The sequence below is a fragment of the Caballeronia sp. 11_S32 genome (assembly GCF_056930355.1).
On sequence record NZ_JBXOWH010000003.1, the window covers coordinates 413,920 to 430,897 of the forward strand.

Annotated in this window: 16 protein-coding genes; 10 read left to right on the plus strand and 6 right to left on the minus strand. The window is 64.0% G+C overall.

Features of this window, described 5'->3' with window-relative positions:
- Positions 1-49: 49 nt before the first annotated feature.
- The 3 genes from AC1Z32_RS13490 to AC1Z32_RS13500 are packed head-to-tail and all read right to left on the minus strand — an operon-like array spanning position 50 to position 2,594.
- On the minus strand, positions 50-769 hold the full coding sequence (locus tag AC1Z32_RS13490; protein ID WP_483479138.1) for a DUF484 family protein: 720 nt from the start codon (positions 767-769) through the stop codon (positions 50-52).
- A gap of 15 nt (positions 770-784) precedes the next feature.
- Positions 785-1,657: a diaminopimelate epimerase gene (gene dapF, locus AC1Z32_RS13495; protein ID WP_483479139.1), complete on the minus strand. Its 873-nt coding sequence runs from the start codon at positions 1,655-1,657 to the stop codon at positions 785-787.
- A 52-nt stretch (positions 1,658-1,709) separates the two neighbouring features.
- The gene (locus tag AC1Z32_RS13500) at positions 1,710-2,594 is read right to left on the minus strand and encodes a lipid A biosynthesis lauroyl acyltransferase (protein ID WP_483479140.1); all 885 of its coding nucleotides are present in this window, start codon (positions 2,592-2,594) and stop codon (positions 1,710-1,712) included.
- A 254-nt stretch (positions 2,595-2,848) separates the two neighbouring features.
- Here AC1Z32_RS13500 and metK point away from each other — a divergent pair, with 254 nt between their 5' ends.
- Positions 2,849-4,036 (plus strand): methionine adenosyltransferase, encoded by a 1,188-nt coding sequence (metK, locus tag AC1Z32_RS13505; protein ID WP_062601542.1) that lies wholly within the window; start codon positions 2,849-2,851, stop codon positions 4,034-4,036.
- 134 nt (positions 4,037-4,170) lie between these two features.
- The gene (locus tag AC1Z32_RS13510) at positions 4,171-5,286 is read left to right on the plus strand and encodes an alkene reductase (RefSeq protein ID WP_483479141.1); all 1,116 of its coding nucleotides are present in this window, start codon (positions 4,171-4,173) and stop codon (positions 5,284-5,286) included.
- 4 nt (positions 5,287-5,290) lie between these two features.
- On the opposite strand, the gene AC1Z32_RS13515 is transcribed toward AC1Z32_RS13510, so the two are convergent.
- Positions 5,291-5,641: a hypothetical protein gene (locus AC1Z32_RS13515; protein WP_483479142.1), complete on the minus strand. Its 351-nt coding sequence runs from the start codon at positions 5,639-5,641 to the stop codon at positions 5,291-5,293.
- A 316-nt stretch (positions 5,642-5,957) separates the two neighbouring features.
- Here AC1Z32_RS13515 and AC1Z32_RS13520 point away from each other — a divergent pair, with 316 nt between their 5' ends.
- A complete protein-coding gene (locus AC1Z32_RS13520) occupies positions 5,958-6,734 on the plus strand; it encodes a phytanoyl-CoA dioxygenase family protein (RefSeq protein WP_483479143.1) in 777 nt (258 codons plus the stop codon).
- 3 nt (positions 6,735-6,737) lie between these two features.
- Here the strand turns inward: AC1Z32_RS13520 and AC1Z32_RS13525 are convergent, their stop codons facing one another.
- Together AC1Z32_RS13525 and AC1Z32_RS13530 are read right to left on the minus strand one after the other, a co-directional pair.
- Positions 6,738-6,941 (minus strand): DUF3185 family protein, encoded by a 204-nt coding sequence (locus AC1Z32_RS13525; protein ID WP_483479144.1) that lies wholly within the window; start codon positions 6,939-6,941, stop codon positions 6,738-6,740.
- A 59-nt stretch (positions 6,942-7,000) separates the two neighbouring features.
- On the minus strand, positions 7,001-7,798 hold the full coding sequence (locus tag AC1Z32_RS13530; RefSeq protein ID WP_483479145.1) for a mechanosensitive ion channel family protein: 798 nt from the start codon (positions 7,796-7,798) through the stop codon (positions 7,001-7,003).
- A 247-nt stretch (positions 7,799-8,045) separates the two neighbouring features.
- On the opposite strand from AC1Z32_RS13530, the gene mgrA reads away from it, so the two are divergent.
- From mgrA to AC1Z32_RS13565, 7 genes are all read left to right on the plus strand, one after another.
- Positions 8,046-9,089 (plus strand): L-glyceraldehyde 3-phosphate reductase, encoded by a 1,044-nt coding sequence (mgrA, locus tag AC1Z32_RS13535; RefSeq protein WP_483479146.1) that lies wholly within the window; start codon positions 8,046-8,048, stop codon positions 9,087-9,089.
- Positions 9,090-9,562: 473 nt separating this feature from the next.
- Positions 9,563-10,333, plus strand: a complete 771-nt coding sequence (locus tag AC1Z32_RS13540; RefSeq protein ID WP_062601536.1) for a ferredoxin--NADP reductase — start codon at positions 9,563-9,565, stop codon at positions 10,331-10,333.
- A 342-nt stretch (positions 10,334-10,675) separates the two neighbouring features.
- Complete coding sequence (locus AC1Z32_RS13545; protein ID WP_483479147.1) at positions 10,676-11,539, plus strand: sensor histidine kinase; 864 nt, start codon at positions 10,676-10,678, stop codon at positions 11,537-11,539.
- 11 nt (positions 11,540-11,550) lie between these two features.
- Positions 11,551-12,204 carry a response regulator transcription factor RqpR gene (rqpR, locus tag AC1Z32_RS13550; protein ID WP_483479148.1) on the plus strand — a complete coding sequence of 218 codons (654 nt, stop codon included), beginning with the start codon at positions 11,551-11,553 and terminating at the stop codon, positions 12,202-12,204.
- A gap of 159 nt (positions 12,205-12,363) precedes the next feature.
- The gene (bcaP, locus tag AC1Z32_RS13555; protein WP_483479149.1) at positions 12,364-13,821 is read left to right on the plus strand and encodes a branched-chain amino acid transporter BcaP; all 1,458 of its coding nucleotides are present in this window, start codon (positions 12,364-12,366) and stop codon (positions 13,819-13,821) included.
- A 228-nt stretch (positions 13,822-14,049) separates the two neighbouring features.
- A complete protein-coding gene (locus AC1Z32_RS13560; RefSeq protein ID WP_483479150.1) occupies positions 14,050-14,526 on the plus strand; it encodes a (2Fe-2S)-binding protein in 477 nt (158 codons plus the stop codon).
- Between the two features lie 55 nt (positions 14,527-14,581).
- Complete coding sequence (locus tag AC1Z32_RS13565) at positions 14,582-16,963, plus strand: xanthine dehydrogenase family protein molybdopterin-binding subunit (protein WP_483479151.1); 2,382 nt, start codon at positions 14,582-14,584, stop codon at positions 16,961-16,963.
- The last annotated feature ends 15 nt before the right edge of the window (positions 16,964-16,978 follow it).

Below are 16,978 nucleotides of genomic sequence, written 5' to 3' on the forward strand. Positions count from 1 at the left end.
GCATCCCCCAAGGGAGCTTCTTCCTTCGGGATGTCAGCGGCGGTCATGATCAGTTCGGCAGCAGGCGCGACAGCGCCGCGCTCGCCAGTGCGCCGATCTGTGTGAGGAAGTCCGTTGCCATGCCGTCGTGAAAGCGGCGCGGATCGGGCGAGCCCATCACGAGCAAGCCGAAGCTCGGCGCATCCGGGCCGGCTTGCGGATCGCGCAGCGCGATCAGCGAAACGGATTCGATGTTGCGGTCGATGTCGGACGGACCCTGGCTGGGCGCGACCGTCGCCGATGCCGAGTTCGCGGCGCCGAGCCACTGCGCGGCCGCGAAGCCGTTGTTCGTGCCGCAATACGGCGTGGCGAGACCGCTCGCGAAAATGCGCACTTCCTCGCCAACCTGACGCGCGAAATCGGCCTGCCGGAACGCTTCGTCGATATCCCACACGCGCAGCGCGGCGTGCGGCACGTCGAAGACTTCGCACAAGCCCTTGCTGATGGTCGCGGGCAGCGCGTACGGATCGCGCTGCGAGATCACGCGCACGGTCCAGCGGTTGAACTTGGTCGAGATGCTGTCGTTCTCATGGCCGTAACGCAGCAGCTCGGCGAGACGCCGCTCGAGCTGCTTGTTCTTGTCGCGCAGCATTTCCATCTGGCGTTCCTGCAGCGACACGGCCGCTTTGCCGTGCGGATTCGAAAGCCGGATGGTGCCGAGCAGTTCCGCGTGCTCGACGAAGAAATCGGGGTTGTCGAGCAGGTAGTCGGCGACTTCGCGTGGATTCATGATGACGTGTGTGCGTTAGACGATGCGATCGAGCTCGATTTCGCCTTCGAAAACCGTTGCGGCGGGGCCGGCCATGAAGAGCGCGGCGGCCTCGTCCCGCGCGCCGTCCCAACTGATCGTGAGCGAGCCGCCGTGCGTTTCGACCCGAACCGGCGAATCCAGCGCGCCGCGGCGGATGCCCGCGGCCACCGCCGCGCATGCGCCCGTGCCGCAGGCGAGCGTTTCGCCCGCGCCGCGTTCGTAGACGCGCAGCTTCACCGAATGACGATCGACGATCTGCATGAAGCCCGCGTTCACGCGTTTCGGAAAGCGCGCATGGCGCTCGATGAGCGGGCCTTCGGTCAGGACCGGATAGGCCTCGACGTCATCGACGATTTGCACCGCGTGCGGATTGCCCATCGACACGACGGAAATCCAGCGGGTTTCACCGTTCACGTCGAGCGGCCAGAGCGTGTCCTTGCCTTCGATGCGGCCTTCGAGACCTTGCGCGTCGAACGGCACTTCCGGCGGATAGAACACCGGGCTGCTCATATCGACGACGACCTCGCCGTTCTCCTGCATCGTCAGCGTGATGACGCCTTTCTGCACCTGCACGCGCACGCTCGCCGCGTCCGTCAGACGACGCTCGCGCACGAACTTCACGAAGCAGCGCGCGCCGTTGCCGCAATGCTCGACTTCGCCGCCATCGCAATTGAAGATGCGGTACTTGAAGTCCACGCCCTCGATGGTCGGCTTTTCCACGAGCAGCAACTGGTCCGCGCCCACACCGAAGTGACGGTTCGCGAGCGCGCGCACCTGCTCAGGCGAGAGATCGAGCGCCTGCGTGTAGCCGTCGAGCACGACGAAATCGTTGCCCGCGCCTTGCATTTTGGTGAATTTCAGTTTCATGGCCGCTATTGTATGTGACCCGCGCCGCGGCGTTTTTCGCGCCGCTCATGCTTCAATAAAAACCCGGCTCGCCCGGCGGCCGCGTCTTGAAGCGCTTGTGCACCCAATAATATTGCTCAGGCATGCGCGGAATCTGCTCTTCGAGGAACGCGTTCATGCGGCGCGCGTCGGCTTCGTCGTCGCCGGTCGGATAGTTGTCCCACGGCTCGAAGATCTTGAGCCGATAACCCTTGTAGTCCGGCAGCACTTCGCCGATGAACGGCACGACCTGCGCCTTGCCCGTCTTGGCAAGCCGGCCCACGGCCGTCAGCGTGCACGTCGGAATGCCGAAGAACGGCACGAACGTGGAATTGCGCATGCCGTAATCCATGTCCGCGCCGAGCATCACGGGTTTGCGCTCGCGCAGCCAGCGCAACACGACGCGCGCGCTGTCGGCGCGGCTCGCCATATCGGCGCCGAAGCGGGCGCGCTGCTTTTTCGCGAGCGCTTCGATCTGCGGGTTCGAAAACGGTTGATACAGCGACCCGCACCGCCGTTGCGACGCGTAGTTGAGGAAAATCGAGCCCGCCTCGATGCCGACGAAATGAAACCCGAGCATGAGCGAGGGCGGCATATCGGGATCGGTGAGATCGATAGCGCTGTCCACCTGGATCAGCTTCTCCAGCTTCTTCGCCGAGCCGAACCATTGCACGCTGCGCTCGACATAGCTGCGGATCGCGTGGCGGAAGTGCTTCTGCGCGATGTCCTCGCGTTTCTCGTCGGACCACTCGGGGAAGCACAGCTTCAGGTTCGTATGGACGATGCGCTTGCGGCGGCTCGGAATCTGATAGAGGAGCCAGCCGAGGCCGTCACCGAAACGGGCGGTGATGCCGTAAGGAATGAGCGCCAGAAACTTGAGAAAGCCGATGGCGAGCGCGATACCGACGCGCCCTAGCATGAGCGGCTCCGGCGTGCGGGTGAACAGAGCTGGACTGGGGAAGCCAAAAGGGTCAATTCTGTGAAAACAAGGGAAAACGGTATAATAGAACCTTCGCCGAGTTAATGGACAACTTGCGGGGCGAAGCAGCCGGAGTCTTCAGGTGGTACCGAAGGCGCCGGTCTGGAAATAGATATCCGCTAAAGCGTCGCCGCTTCAGACTCCAAAGAAGTCGGCTACGTGAATAACAACCGTAACCAACTGGAGTCTGAAGCGTGTCAAACGATTACCTCTTTACTTCCGAATCCGTTTCCGAAGGCCACCCGGACAAGGTCGCCGATCAAGTCTCCGACGCCATCCTCGACGCCATCCTGTCGCAGGACAAGTATTCGCGCGTCGCTGCGGAAACGCTCTGCAACACCGGTCTCGTCGTCCTCGCGGGCGAAATCACGACCACCGCCAACGTCGATTACATCCAGGTCGCGCGCGACACCATCAAGCGCATCGGCTATGACAACACCGACTTCGGCATCGACTATCGCGGCTGCGCGGTGCTCGTCGCTTACGACAAGCAATCGCCGGATATCGCGCAAGGCGTGAACAAGGCGCATGACGACAACCTCGATCAAGGCGCCGGCGACCAGGGCCTGATGTTCGGCTACGCGTGCGACGAAACGCCCGAACTCATGCCGCTGCCGATCCACCTCTCGCACCGTCTCGTCGAGCGTCAGGCGAACCTGCGCCGTGACGGCCGCCTGCCCTGGCTGCGCCCGGACGCGAAGTCGCAGGTCACCGTGCGCTATGTCGACGGCAAGGCGCACTCCATCGACACGGTCGTGCTCTCGACGCAGCACGCGCCGGACATCGACCTGCCGCAACTGCGCGAAGCGGTGATCGAAGAAGTCATCAAGCCGACGCTGCCGAAGGATCTCATCAAGGGCGACATCAAGTTCCTGGTGAACCCGACGGGCCGTTTCGTCATCGGCGGTCCGCAGGGCGACTGCGGTCTGACGGGCCGCAAGATCATCGTCGATACATACGGCGGCGCGGCTCCGCACGGCGGCGGCGCGTTCTCGGGCAAGGACCCGTCGAAGGTCGACCGCTCGGCGGCGTATGCCGGCCGTTATGTCGCGAAGAACATCGTCGCGGCGGGCCTGGCATCGCGCGCGCTGATTCAGGTCTCGTACGCGATCGGCGTCGCGCGCCCGACTTCCGTGATGGTCAACACGTTCGGCACGGGCCGCGTGTCGGATGCCGAAATCACGAAGCTCGTGCTCGAGCACTTCGATCTGCGTCCGAAGGGCATCATCCAGATGCTCGACCTGCTGCGCCCGATCTACGAAAAGACCGCGGCGTACGGCCACTTCGGCCGCGAAGAGCCGGAGTTCTCGTGGGAAGCCACGGACAAGGCCCTCGTGCTCGCCGAGGCGGCCGGCACGGAACCGGTCGCCAGCGTGGCGTAACGGCATCGGCTGAACGGGCGGGAATCAGAAATCAAGAACCGGCAAGCATCGCGCTTGCCGGTTTTTTTATGCGCGCGCGCGGCGCGATTTTTGCGTGATCGTCGGGCGATACCACCTCCGCCGGTCGAACCGCCATGCCGTACGACATGCTTCTTTCTCCAGTCACGATCGGCAATCTCGCCATGCCGAATCGCGTCGTGATGGCGCCGCTCACGCGCAACCGGGCGTCGCAGCCCGGTGATGTGCCGTCCGAAATGAACGCGCACTACTACGCGCAACGCGCGAGCGCGGGGCTCATCGTCACCGAGGCGACGCAGGTCTCGCGGCAAGGTCAGGGCTACTTCGCGACGCCGGGCATCTATTCGGATGCGCAGGAAGCTGGATGGAAGGCCGTCGTGGGCGCGGTTCACGCGCGGCATGGGCGCATCGCGGCGCAGTTGTGGCATGTCGGGCGCGTGTCGCACCGGTTGCTTCAGGAAGGCGGTGCGCCACCCGTCGCGCCTTCCGCGATCCGCGCGCGCGGCACGCAGGTGTTCGTGAAGCACGATGACGGCTCATTCGCGATGATCGACGCCGACGATCCCCGCGCGCTCGAAACCAGCGAGCTGCCGGGCATCGTGTTGCAGTTCGTCGATGCCGCGCATCGCGCGATGCGTGCCGGCTTCGACATGATCGAAGTGCACGCGGCCAACGGCTACCTGCTGCACCAATTCATGGCGACGGGCACGAACCACCGCACGGACGATCACGGCGGCGGCATCGGGAACCGCGTGCGGCTCGCCGTCGATGTGCTGGAGGCGGTGGCGGGCGTGATGGGCGCGAACCGAGTCGGCATCCGCATTTCGCCGAACTTCACGGGATTCGATTTGCAGGACGACGAAGGCGAGGCGTCATCGCTCCATCTGGCGCGAGAGCTGAAGCGCATCGGGATCGCGTATCTGCATGTGGCCGAGGGAGACTGGGCGGGCGGCGCGCCGCTTTCCGATGGCTATCGCCGCGCGCTGCGCGAGGCTTACCACGGCGCGATCATCGTCTGCGGCGAGTACACGGCGGAGGAGGCGAATGCGCGCATCGAGCGCGGCGACGCCGATGCCGTGGCGTTCGGACGCGCGTATATCGCAAATCCGGATCTGGTCGAACGCTTCAGGGAGGACGCGCCGCTCAACGAGCCTGATGAGGCGACGTTCTACGGCGGCGGCGAAAAGGGCTACACGGACTATCCGACGCGCGACGAGACGAAACGCGACTAGCCGCTCAGCGCGCGGCGAACGCGTACCAGCCCGCGCTGCTCGCCGACAGGCGGCGCGGACGACGGCTCGTGTGCGCGGCGGCTTTCGGCTTCGGCGCGGGGGCGCGCAACTGCACCGGACGGCGCAACAGGGCGCGCAGCGACACGCGGCGCGATGCCGCACGCACGCGCAGATTGAAGAAGAAACCGCGGAACCACGACCGGATGCCGTCGACCGGATGCACGTTCTTCAACTGCTCGGTGAGCAACTGCGTGCGGGTGGAGTGATGGCGCAACGCGCGGATCATGCCGCGCCGGGCAGGACGCGCCGCGCGCGAGGCGACGCGCGTAAGGCCGATAGCGATTCGGTGGTTCATGTCAGCGGGGGAGGTCGATTGCGTGGAAGCAGACTCGACGATAGTCGTCTCAAAAATAGCGATCAAGAATTCGATTCAACTTCATTCGGCAAGTTGCACCGAATTGATGCGAATCAATGTACAGGACCTTTATTACCCGGGTAAGTACGCGTTTTCCCTGCCGATTTATGAAGCGGCTGCTGATAAAAACCACGCGATGCTATGCGGCGCGGGCCTTCCGGCGCGGCGGGATTTACAATCGCCGTATTCGCCCCAATTCCGGATATAGCGTCGACGGCATGTATCGAATCGAAAGCCGCTGGATGCAAGAACTGAAATGTCTGATCAAAACTTGCTGAAATCGAAAAAAGAACAGGTGCACGAGCTGCGCGAAAAGGGCTACGTGATCGTCAAAGGGCTCGTATCGAAAGAACGATGCGATGCCATGCGCGAAGTGGCGCGCCAGCAGTTGGCCGAAGCCGCCGCGCCCGTGGAGTTCGAGGCAGACCTGAAATATCCCGGCGCGCCGGATTCGAAGGACGCGCCCGGCGGGCACACCGTGCGCCGCCTGCTCGATGCCTACGTGCGGCATCGGCTCTTCGCGGAGTTCGCGACCTCGCCCGAAGTGCGCGGCTGGATGGAGCTGTATTTCGGCGAAACGCCATATCTATCGCGGGCGCATCACAACTGCATGATGACGAAGCACCCGGCGTACGGCAGCCTGACAGGCTGGCATCGCGATGTGCGCTACTGGGCGTTCGAGCGTGACGACCTCGTTTCGGCGTGGGTCGCGCTCGGCAATGAGACCATCGATAACGGCGCGCTGTGGTTCGTGCCGACCTCGCACAAGCTGCCGTTCACGTCGGACCGCTTCGACGACGCGAAATTCTTCCGCTCCGATCTGCCCGAAAACGCCGCGCTGATCCGCACGGCGGTGTCGCCCGAACTGGAACCGGGCGATGTCGTTTTCTTCCACTGCAACACGCTGCATTCGGCGGGCAAGAATCTCACCGATCAGGTGAAGTTCTCGCTCGTCTTCACGTATCGCGGCGCGAGTAACGTGGCGCTGCCCGGCACGCGCTCGGCGTCGAAGCCGGAAGTGCCGCTCGTCTGACGCTCAGCGCTTGGAGGGCATCGCGAGGCCGATCAGCCCCGCGAGCGAAGCGACGATCCCGCCCGCGATCAGCCAGATGGTCTTGTTCGTGGGCGAGCCGGTGAAGAAGCGCGAGACGTCGTTGGAGAGCGAATGGAACGACTGGCCGCCGAAATACAGCAGCACGACGCCGCCGATAAGCAGCGCAACGGAAATCGCTCGGGTCATATCGTGTTCTCGTCTCGAAAAGGCGCGTCAGGATAGTCGGTCTGCGCGAGCGCGTCCAGTCAGGCGGCCTGCGCTTCGCGCGTGAACGGCTGAATCTTGCGCAGCAGATCGGCCTGCACGTTCTGATGATCGCTTCTGCTCACCCATGCGCCGAGGTTGAACTTGACGCCGGTGTCGGTGTAATCGGTCACCGCGACCCACGGCGCGGACGGCCCGTCCTGCACGATGCGCGGATCTTCGCTCGTCAGCCTGCGCAACTCCGCGAGCACGTGTTCGACCTGAAGCCCGTGCTGCGCCTGAAAATTGATGACCACTTTCCGGCGCTCGTTCGCGCTGTAATTGGTGATGGCGTTCGCCCAGATCAAACTGTTCGGCACGTACATGATGATGCCGTCGACCTTCGTGAGGCGCGTCGTGAACAGTCCGATCTCGTTCACGGTGCCGGCCGTCGTGCCGACCCCTTCGATGTAATCGCCCACGCGAAACGGCCGCAACAGCAGCAGCATCAGGCCGGCGGCGATGTTCTGAAGCGTGCCCTGCAGCGCCAGTCCGATGGCGAGGCCTGCGGCGCCGAGCACGGTCAGGATGCTGGCCGCGGCGATGCCGAATTTGCCGAGCGCCGCCACGATCGCGACGACGCGGATCGCCCACATCGCGAGGCTGGCGAGCACCGGCGTGAGCGTCGCGTCGACGTTGGTGCGGCTGAGCGTGCGGCGCAGCGCGTTCGCGACGGCGTTCGAGATCCACCAGCCGACCGCGAGAATCAGAATCGCCAGCAGGAGGTCGATGCCATACGTCACGGCGATGGCGGCGAAAGAGTCGTAGGCGGGTCGGAGTTTGTCGATCGGGTCCATCATTCAGATTCCTTCGTGCGAAATCTGCATTGGTCCGCGTTCGCGCTCGTTCGTTCCCCTTACGGCCGTTCGGTCGATTCTGGATATCGGGACGGGGTGCGTGCCGCGCGGACTGTGCGGGCTATGCGCGCTTCGCCCCGATTGGCTACCATTGACGCCCTCGGCAGGCAGCGTGCCCATGCACGCCGTCTCGCCTGCCATAGTCACTCCCGCAGTTTGTTCAATTCGCAATCCCCAGAGGAAATCCGTCATGGCTTACGAAGCAGCGTCCGAGCGATACACGCAGATGCAATACCGCACCTGCGGCAAGAGCGGCTTGAAGCTACCGGCCTTGTCGCTGGGTTTGTGGCACAACTTCGGCGATACCACGCCGATCTCCACGCAACGCGACATCCTGCGCACCGCGTTCGATCTCGGCATCACTCATTTCGATCTGGCGAACAATTACGGCCCGCCGTATGGCAGCGCCGAGACGAATTTCGGCCGCATCTTCAAGGACGATTTCCGGCCCTATCGCGACGAATTGCTGATCTCGTCGAAAGCCGGCTGGGACATGTGGCCCGGCCCGTACGGCCAGGGCGGCGGCTCGCGCAAGTACGTGCTCGCGAGCCTCGACCAGAGCCTGAAGCGCATGGGCCTGGATTACGTCGACATTTTCTATTCGCATCGTTTCGACGCCGACACGCCGCTCGAGGAAACCGCCGGCGCGCTCGCGACAGCCGTGCATTCGGGCAAGGCGCTGTACGTGGGCATCTCCTCGTATTCGGCGGCCAAGACGCGCGAAATGGCAAAACTGCTCGCCGAGCACAAGGTGCCGCTTCTGATCCATCAGCCGTCGTACAACATGCTGAACCGCTGGATCGAGACGGACCTGCTCGACACGCTCGATGATGTCGGCGCGGGCAGCATCGCGTTCACGCCGCTTGCGCAGGGCCTTCTGACGAGCAAGTACCTGAACGGTGTGCCGCAGGACGCGCGCGTGAACAAACCCGGCGGCGGCTCGCTCAAGCAGGAGCATCTGAGCGATGCGAACCTCGCGCACGTGCGCAAGCTCAACGAACTCGCCCAGAAGCGCGGCCAGAGCCTCGCGCAGATGGCGCTCGCGTGGGCGTTGCGCGGCGGGCGCGTGACTTCGGTGCTGATCGGCGCGAGCCGGGCGGAACAGGTCGCGGAGAACGTCGGCGCGCTGAAGAACCTCGATTTCACGAAGGAAGAACTCGCGGAAATCGATCAGCACGCGCAGGAAGGCGGCATCAATCTGTGGGAAAAGCCGTCCACCGATCAGCGCATCTGACGCGCGCGAGCCCTACGCCAGAAGGGTATTTCGGGATAAGCGCGGCATCCGTTGCTATCATGCGGGCTCGGCGGCTTTTCGTTTCGCGATTTCGATCGCAGCCCGCCGGGAACGCACTTCTTCCGCACGCGCGTTCGCCCACGAGGCGGGCGTGCGCGCCTTCGCCGCTGTTTCGACGTGCGGACCGCGAAACGACTATCGGGTTAAAATACTCGATTGCGCCGGGTTGTCTTGCGACTGCCTTTTTTGCGGCGCGGAGTTCACGCAAGGCGCGGCGTGAAACGCTGCCTTCGAATCGCGGCTCTTCGATCACATCGGCGGCCGTCTTCGTTCGATCGTCCTGTTCGCGCAGCACAGCGCCCTCGTAGCGCGCAGTTTTTTCGGCGCCGGCCCGGCGTGGCATCGGCCGCAGTTCCGCCGTGAGCGTCAGAGCGTCACCGCTTTCGCACAGTTAGAGCACAGTTCAAGAAGCCATGAGCAACCTTAATTCTCAAACCGTTCTGAGCGTCCATCACTGGACCGACACGCTTTTCAGTTTCACCTGCACGCGCGACGCCTCGTTCCGCTTCGAAAACGGCCAGTTCACGATGGTGGGCCTCGAAGTCGACGGCAAGCCGCTCCTGCGCGCCTACAGCCTCGCGAGCGCGAACTACGAAGAGCATCTCGAATTCCTGAGCATCAAGGTTCCGGACGGCCCGCTCACGTCGCGCCTGCAGCACTTGAAGGTCGGCGATTCCGTGCTGATCGGCAAGAAGCCGACGGGCACGCTCGTCGCCGACAACCTGCTGCCCGGCAAGACGCTGTGGCTCCTCTCGACCGGCACGGGCCTCGCGCCTTTCATGTCGATCATCAAGGACCCGGAAGTGTACGACCGCTACGAGAAGATCGTGCTGACGCACACCTGCCGTTTCGTCGACGAGCTCGCGTACAAGGACTTCATCACGGAGCACCTGCCGGCGCACGAGCACCTCGGCGAAATCGTCTCCGAGAAACTCGTGTACTACCCGACCGTCACGCGCGAGGAATTCGCGAACCGCGGCCGCATCACCGATCTGATCGAGACGAAGAAGCTGTTCGCCGATTTGTCGGTCGAGCCGTTCTCGATCGAAAACGACCGCGTCATGCTCTGCGGCAGCCCGCACATGCTGCGCGACACCCGCGAACTGCTCGACTCGATGGGCTTCCAGGAAGGCAGCAACAACCATCCTGGCCACTATGTCGTGGAAAAGGCGTTCGTCGGCTGAGCCTGCAAGTCGTCGCGTTCGCAAAGACCGGAGCCGCGCGCTCCGGTTTTTTTTCGCCTTGCCGATACGTCGACGCGCGCGGCCTTGTTACAAATTGGGCAGCGCCAGTAGGTGTTTTTCCTACGAATTATGCGCAGCGAACTTGGCAAAGAACATGAAGTTCGTCCGTTCCGGCCTTGTCCGACATCGATTTATAATATTTTTGAGATATGATTCAGCCACGTTGAGGCGGTGACGAGACCGCGCGGTCCGTCACCGATGTTACAGAGTGTAAATTCAGTTACGCCGCTCGTGGGTGCGCCGAGGACGTAGCTCCAGTTGCGCTCAAAACGAGGACAGTGAATGAACCCGTCGGCCACGATCACGCTCGATGAGAGCCCGGTTCGCCGCGCCCCGCTGCGCGGGGTTCCGTCACCGGCGCCGGAATGCTCCGGCGCGTCGTTTGCCTCCCCCTATTCCGCGCTGATCGACGCCAAACTCAAGGGCGATCGGCAAATCCAGCGTCTCACTGCCCGCGTCCAGGAACTCGCGTCACTGCTCGCCGCCGCTGAAGAGCGCGCGCGCCAGGCGCTCGCGCAGGATCTCCACGACGAAACCGGCGCGGCGCTTACCGTCGCCAATCTCGCGCTCGCGCGCGCCGAGCACTGGCTCGCCGCCGACGCGCCCGCCGCGCTCGGCGATGCGCTGCATCAGGCGCGGTCCGCGCTCGCCGATGTCTGCGAGACGAGCCACCGGATCGTCGAGGGATGGCAGACGCCGACGTTCGACGCCAACCTCGCCGCCACGCTCGCCGACTGGATCGCGAGCTTCGGCGCGCGCACGGCGATCGCCGTCGATTTCGCCTGTCCGGGCGATGCGCGGCTGGACCGTCTGTCGCACGACATGTCGCTCGCGATCTTTCGCGTGATGCAGGAAGCGCTCGGCAACGTCGCGCGTCATGCGCGCGCCACGCGTGCGAGCGTGACGCTCTCGTTCGACGGACACGGCGTGATGCTGACCGTCGAAGACGATGGCGTTGGCATTAGCGCGGCGGCGCGCCGCAAGCGCGGGCGTTTCGGTTTGTCCGGCATGCGCGCGCGCTGCGAAGCGCTCGGCGGCAGTCTGCGCGTCGCGGGCGCGAAGCCCGACGGAACCTGCGTGCGCGCGCGTCTGCCGTGGACGGCGGCGCGTCCCGGACTCTTCGCGCTCAGCGTGGTCAACGCCTGAGGCCGCCCGCGATGCTCAAGATTCTGCTCGCCGACGATCACGCCATCGTGCGCCGGGGTGTCGCGCAATTGCTGCTGGAACGCGGCGTCGCGTCGGACGTATCGGAGGCCGAAACCGGCATGCAGGCGCTCGCGCTGGCCGCGCGCAGTTCGCTCGACGTCGCGATGCTCGATATCTCGCTGCCCGACGTCAACGGCATCGATCTGCTGAAGCGCATCAAGCGCGAGAACCCGCGCCTCCCCGTCCTGATGTTCTCGATGTATCGCGAGGATCAATACGCGGTGCGCGCGCTGAAGGCGGGCGCGTCGGGCTATCTGTCGAAGACGGCGGACCCGGCGCTGATGATCGGCGCGATTCAGCAGGTTGCCGCGGGCCGCAAGTACGTGAGCCCCGAAATGGCCGAAGCGCTCGCGACCTACGTCTCGCTCGACACCGACCGCATGCCGCACGAGAAGCTTTCGGATCGCGAATATCAGACGCTTTGCATGCTGGCGTCCGGCAAGCGCCTGACGGACATCGCCCATGCTTTATCTCTTTCAGTTAAAACCGTGAGTGTTTATCGCGCGCGGTTGTTGGAGAAGATGAAGCTCGCGAACAACGCCGAGCTGACGTTCTATGTAATGAGCAACCGTCTCGTGGATATGAACCCGGCAATCGCTGGCTAGATATTTATCTTGTACAAGATAAATAACGGGTGAAAAGTAATAATTCGCCGCAATAGTGCGCCGCGTGCCTGATTCATGGGCAATCTCTGAGTCTCCGATAAAATGCCGGGTTTTCCCGCAGCAGGGGTGCCCGCGCGCACCAGAAGGAGACTCATCGCAATGTCGTTGTTCCGTAAGAAAAACATCGAGCACATGCTGGCCGGCGCGCACAGCACGTCGCTCAAGAAGACGCTCGGCGCCCTCGATCTGACCTTTCTCGGCATCGGGGCCATCATCGGCACGGGGATTTTCGTGCTGACCGGAACCGGCGCCGTGCAGGCCGGCCCGGCGCTCATGGTTTCGTTCATCGTCGCGGCGATCGCGTGCTGCTTCGCCGCCCTCGCCTATGCCGAGTTCTCGTCGACGATTCCCGTCGCGGGCTCCATCTACACCTATTCGTACGCGACGCTCGGCGAGCTCGCCGCGTGGATCATCGGCTGGGACCTGATGCTCGAATACGGACTCGCGACGTCCGCGGTGTCGGTCGGATGGTCGGGGTATCTGCAATCGCTGCTGGCCGGCTTCGGCATCTCGCTGCCGACCGCGCTCACCGCCGCGCCCGGCGCCCTGCCCGGCCATGCCACCTTCTTCAACCTGCCCGCGTTCCTGGTGATGATGGCCATCACCGCGCTGCTGTCGGTCGGCATCAAGGAATCGACGCGCGTGAACAACATCATGGTCGCGATCAAGGTGACCGTCGTGGCGCTGGTGATCGCGGTCGGCGTGTTCCACGTCAAGCCGGCGAACTGGACGCCGTTCATGCCGAACGGCTGGTCCGGCGTGTTCGGCGCGGCGGCCGTGATGTTCTTCGCGTTCATCGGCTTCGATTCGGTGTCGTCGGCGGCGGAGGAAGTGAAGAACCCGAAGCGCGATCTGCCGATCGGCATCATCTCGTCGCTCGCGGTGTGCGCGGTGCTGTACGTGGCGGTCGCGGCGGTCGTGACGGGCATCGTGCCGTCGGCGCAGTTCGCGAACAATCCGCATCCGGTTTCGTTCGCGCTGCAGGTTGCGGGACAGAACTGGGTCGCGGGCTTCATCGATCTCGGCGCGGTGCTCGGCATGCTCACCGTGATCCTCGTGATGAGCTACGGCCAGACGCGCATCATCTACGCGATGTCGCGCGACGGCCTCTTGCCCGCGCGGCTCTCGAAGGTGCATCCGCGTTTCGCGACGCCCTTCTTCACGACCTGGCTCGTCGGCATCTTCTTCGGATTGATCGGCGCGCTCGTGCCGCTCAATGTGCTCGCTGAGCTCATCAACATCGGCACGCTGGCCGCGTTCTCGATGGTCTCCATCGCCGTGCTGATCCTGCGCCGCACGCATCCGGATCTGCCGCGCGCGTTCCGCTGCCCGGGCGTGCCGGTCGTGCCGGTTCTCGCGGTCGCGTCGTGTCTCTTCCTGATGGCCAATCTTCAGGCGATGACGTGGATCGCGTTCGCGGTGTGGCTCGTGATCGGGCTTGTGATCTACTTCTTGTATTCGCGCCGCAATTCGGTGCTCGGCCGCGCGCCTCTCGAAGCGCCGCGTGCCGTTGCATCGGCGGACAAGGCGAAGAAGCGCGAAACCGTGACGCACTGAGCGCCGTCGTCGTTCCGTCCAAAAGCGCCGCCCGAGAGGCGGCGCTTTGCATTTGCAGCCCCGGCTTAGTGAATTTGGGACGGACGTTCGAGCGGATAGCGACGCCCGCCGATTTGTGTTTTACTCGTCGCTAAATACTCATAACACCCATTCCGGCTGAACGCTCACGGCGGCAGTAGGCAGGTGCAACGGCGTGAAGCTGGTCCGTCCTTGCAAGGAGACAGTGAAATGGCGCTCAGCATCAGTCTGACGATCAACGGGAAACCCGTGACCGCCACCGTCGAACCGCATCTTCTGCTCGTCCAGTTTCTCCGCGAACAACTCAGGCTCACCGGTACGCACGTCGGCTGCGATACCGCGCAGTGCGGCGCATGCACCGTTCATCTCGACGGGCGCGCGATCAAGTCGTGCAACATCCTCGCCGTGCAGGCTGACGGCATGGACGTGACGACGATCGAAGGCATGGCGAAAGACGGCCAGCTTCATCCGATGCAGGCAGCCTTCAAGGAATGCCACGGCTTGCAATGCGGCTTCTGCACGCCGGGCATGGTGATGAGCGCGAGCGCGCTCGCCGCGCAATCGCCGAATCTTTCCGAAGAAGAAGTGCGCGAGCAGCTCGACGGCAACCTGTGCCGCTGCACGGGCTATCACAACATCGTCAAAGCGGTTCTCCAGGGCGCGCAGGCCATGAAAGCCGGCGCCTGACGCCACGCGAATCCTTCTCTCGACACGATGAATCGCGCCTACAAAGGAGACCGCGATGAATGCCCCTGAGCAACAGAAAATGATCGGCGCTGGCGTCAAGCGCAAGGAAGACTATCGCTTCCTGACGGGCGCGGGCCAGTACACCGACGACGTCGTCCTGCCGCAGCAAAGCTATGGCGTGTTCCTGCGTTCGCCGCACGCGCACGCGAAGATCAAGCGTGTGGATATCGAGGCGGCGATGAAGTCGCCCGGCGTGATCGGCATCTTTACCGGCAAGGATCTGGCGGGCGAGAACGTCGGCGGCCTGCCGTGCGGCTGGCTGATCCACAGCATCGACGGCTCGCCGATGCACGAGCCGCCGCATCCCGTCATCGCGCATGACAAGGTGCTGCATGTGGGCGATCAGGTCGCGCTGGTCGTCGCGGAATCGATCAAGGAAGCGAAGGACGCGCTCGAGCTGATCGAGGTCGATTACGACGAGCTGCCGCCCGTGGTCGCGACCGCGACCGCCGCCGATGCCGGCCAGCCGCTCGTGCACGACAGCGTGCCGAACAACGTCTGCTTCAACTGGGGTCACGGCGACAAGGCCAAGACCGATGCCGCGTTCGCGCAGGCCGCGCATGTGACGACGCTCGATATCGTGAACCAGCGCATGGTGCCGAACGCGATCGAGCCGCGCGCCGTGAACGCGAGCTACTCGAAGCACGACGAAAGCTATACGGTCTACGTCGCGAATCAGAATCCGCACGTCGAGCGTCTGCTGATGGCGGCGTTCGTGCTGTCGCTGCCGGAATCGAAGCTGCGCGTGATCGCGCCGGACGTGGGCGGCGGCTTCGGCTCGAAGATTTTCCTGTATCCCGAAGATGTCGCGCTGACTTGGGCATCGAAGAAAGTGGGGCGGCCGATCAAGTGGACGGCCGAGCGCTCCGAAGCGTTCCTCTCCGACGCGCACGGCCGCGATCACGTCACGAAGGCGGAACTCGCGCTGGATAAAGACGGCAAGTTCATCGGCATGCGCGTGCATACGACGGCGAACATGGGCGCGTATCTGTCGACGTTCGCATCGTCGATACCGACCGTGCTCTACGCGACGCTGCTCGCCGGCCAGTACACGACGCCCGCGATCTACGCGGAAGTCAAAGCCGTGTTCACGAACACGGTGCCCGTGGATGCGTATCGCGGCGCGGGCCGCCCGGAAGCGACGTATGTGGTCGAACGTCTCGTGGAGACGGCGGCACGCGAGATGAACATCGATCCGGTCGAATTGCGCCGGCGCAACTTCATTCGCGAATTTCCGTACGCGACGCCGGTCGGCCTGACATACGACGTCGGCGATTACGACACGATCCTGAATCGCGCGCTCGAACTCGCGGATGTCAAAGGCTTTGCCGCGCGCAGAGACGAATCGAAGAAGAGCGGCAAGCTGCGCGGCATCGGTTACTCGTGCTACATCGAGGCGTGCGGCCTCGCGCCGTCGAATGTCGCGGGGGCGCTGGGCGCGCGCGCCGGCTTGTTCGAAGCGGGCGAAGTGCGCGTGCATCCGACCGGCTCCGTCACGGTCTTCACCGGCTCGCACAGTCACGGGCAAGGTCACGAGACGACCTTCGCGCAGGTGGTCGCGGACCGGCTCGGCGTCGCGATCGAGAACGTCGAGATCATTCACGGCGATACCGGCCGCATTCCGTTCGGCATGGGCACGTACGGCTCGCGTTCGATTTCGGTCGGCGGCTCGGCGATCATGAAAGCGCTCGACAAAGTGGAAGCGAAGGCGAAGAAGATCGCCGCGCATCTGCTCGAAGCGGCAGTGGAAGATATCGAGTTCAAGAACGGCGTGTTCCGCGTCGCGGGCACGGACCGCACGAAAACCTTCGTCGATGTCTCGCTCGCCGCATATGTCCCGCACAACTTCCCGCTCGATCAGATGGAGCCGGGCCTCAACGAAAACGCGTTCTACGATCCGACCAACTTCACGTATCCGTCGGGCGCGTATGTGTGCGAAGTCGAAGTCGATCAGGACACGGGCGAGACGCGCATCCAGAAGTTCACCGCCGTCGATGACTTCGGCAACGTGATCAATCCGATGATCGTTGAAGGGCAGGTGCATGGCGGGCTCGGGCAGGGCATCGGCCAGGCGATGCTCGAACGCTGCGTCTACGACGACAGCACCGGCCAGCTGCTTTCCGGCTCGTACATGGACTACGCGATGCCGCATGCGATCGACCTGCCGAGCTTCAACGTCGAGACCGCGAAGGGCACGCCGTGCACGCACAATCCGCTCGGCGTGAAGGGCTGCGGCGAAGCAGGCGCGATCGGCTCGCCGCCGGCCGTCATCAACGCGATTCTCGATGCGCTGAGCTCCCTCGGCGTGAAGGACTTGCAGATGCCCGCGACGCCGCATCGGGTCTGGACCGCGATGCATAACGCCCAACACGCCTGAGCCCCGGAGACCGAT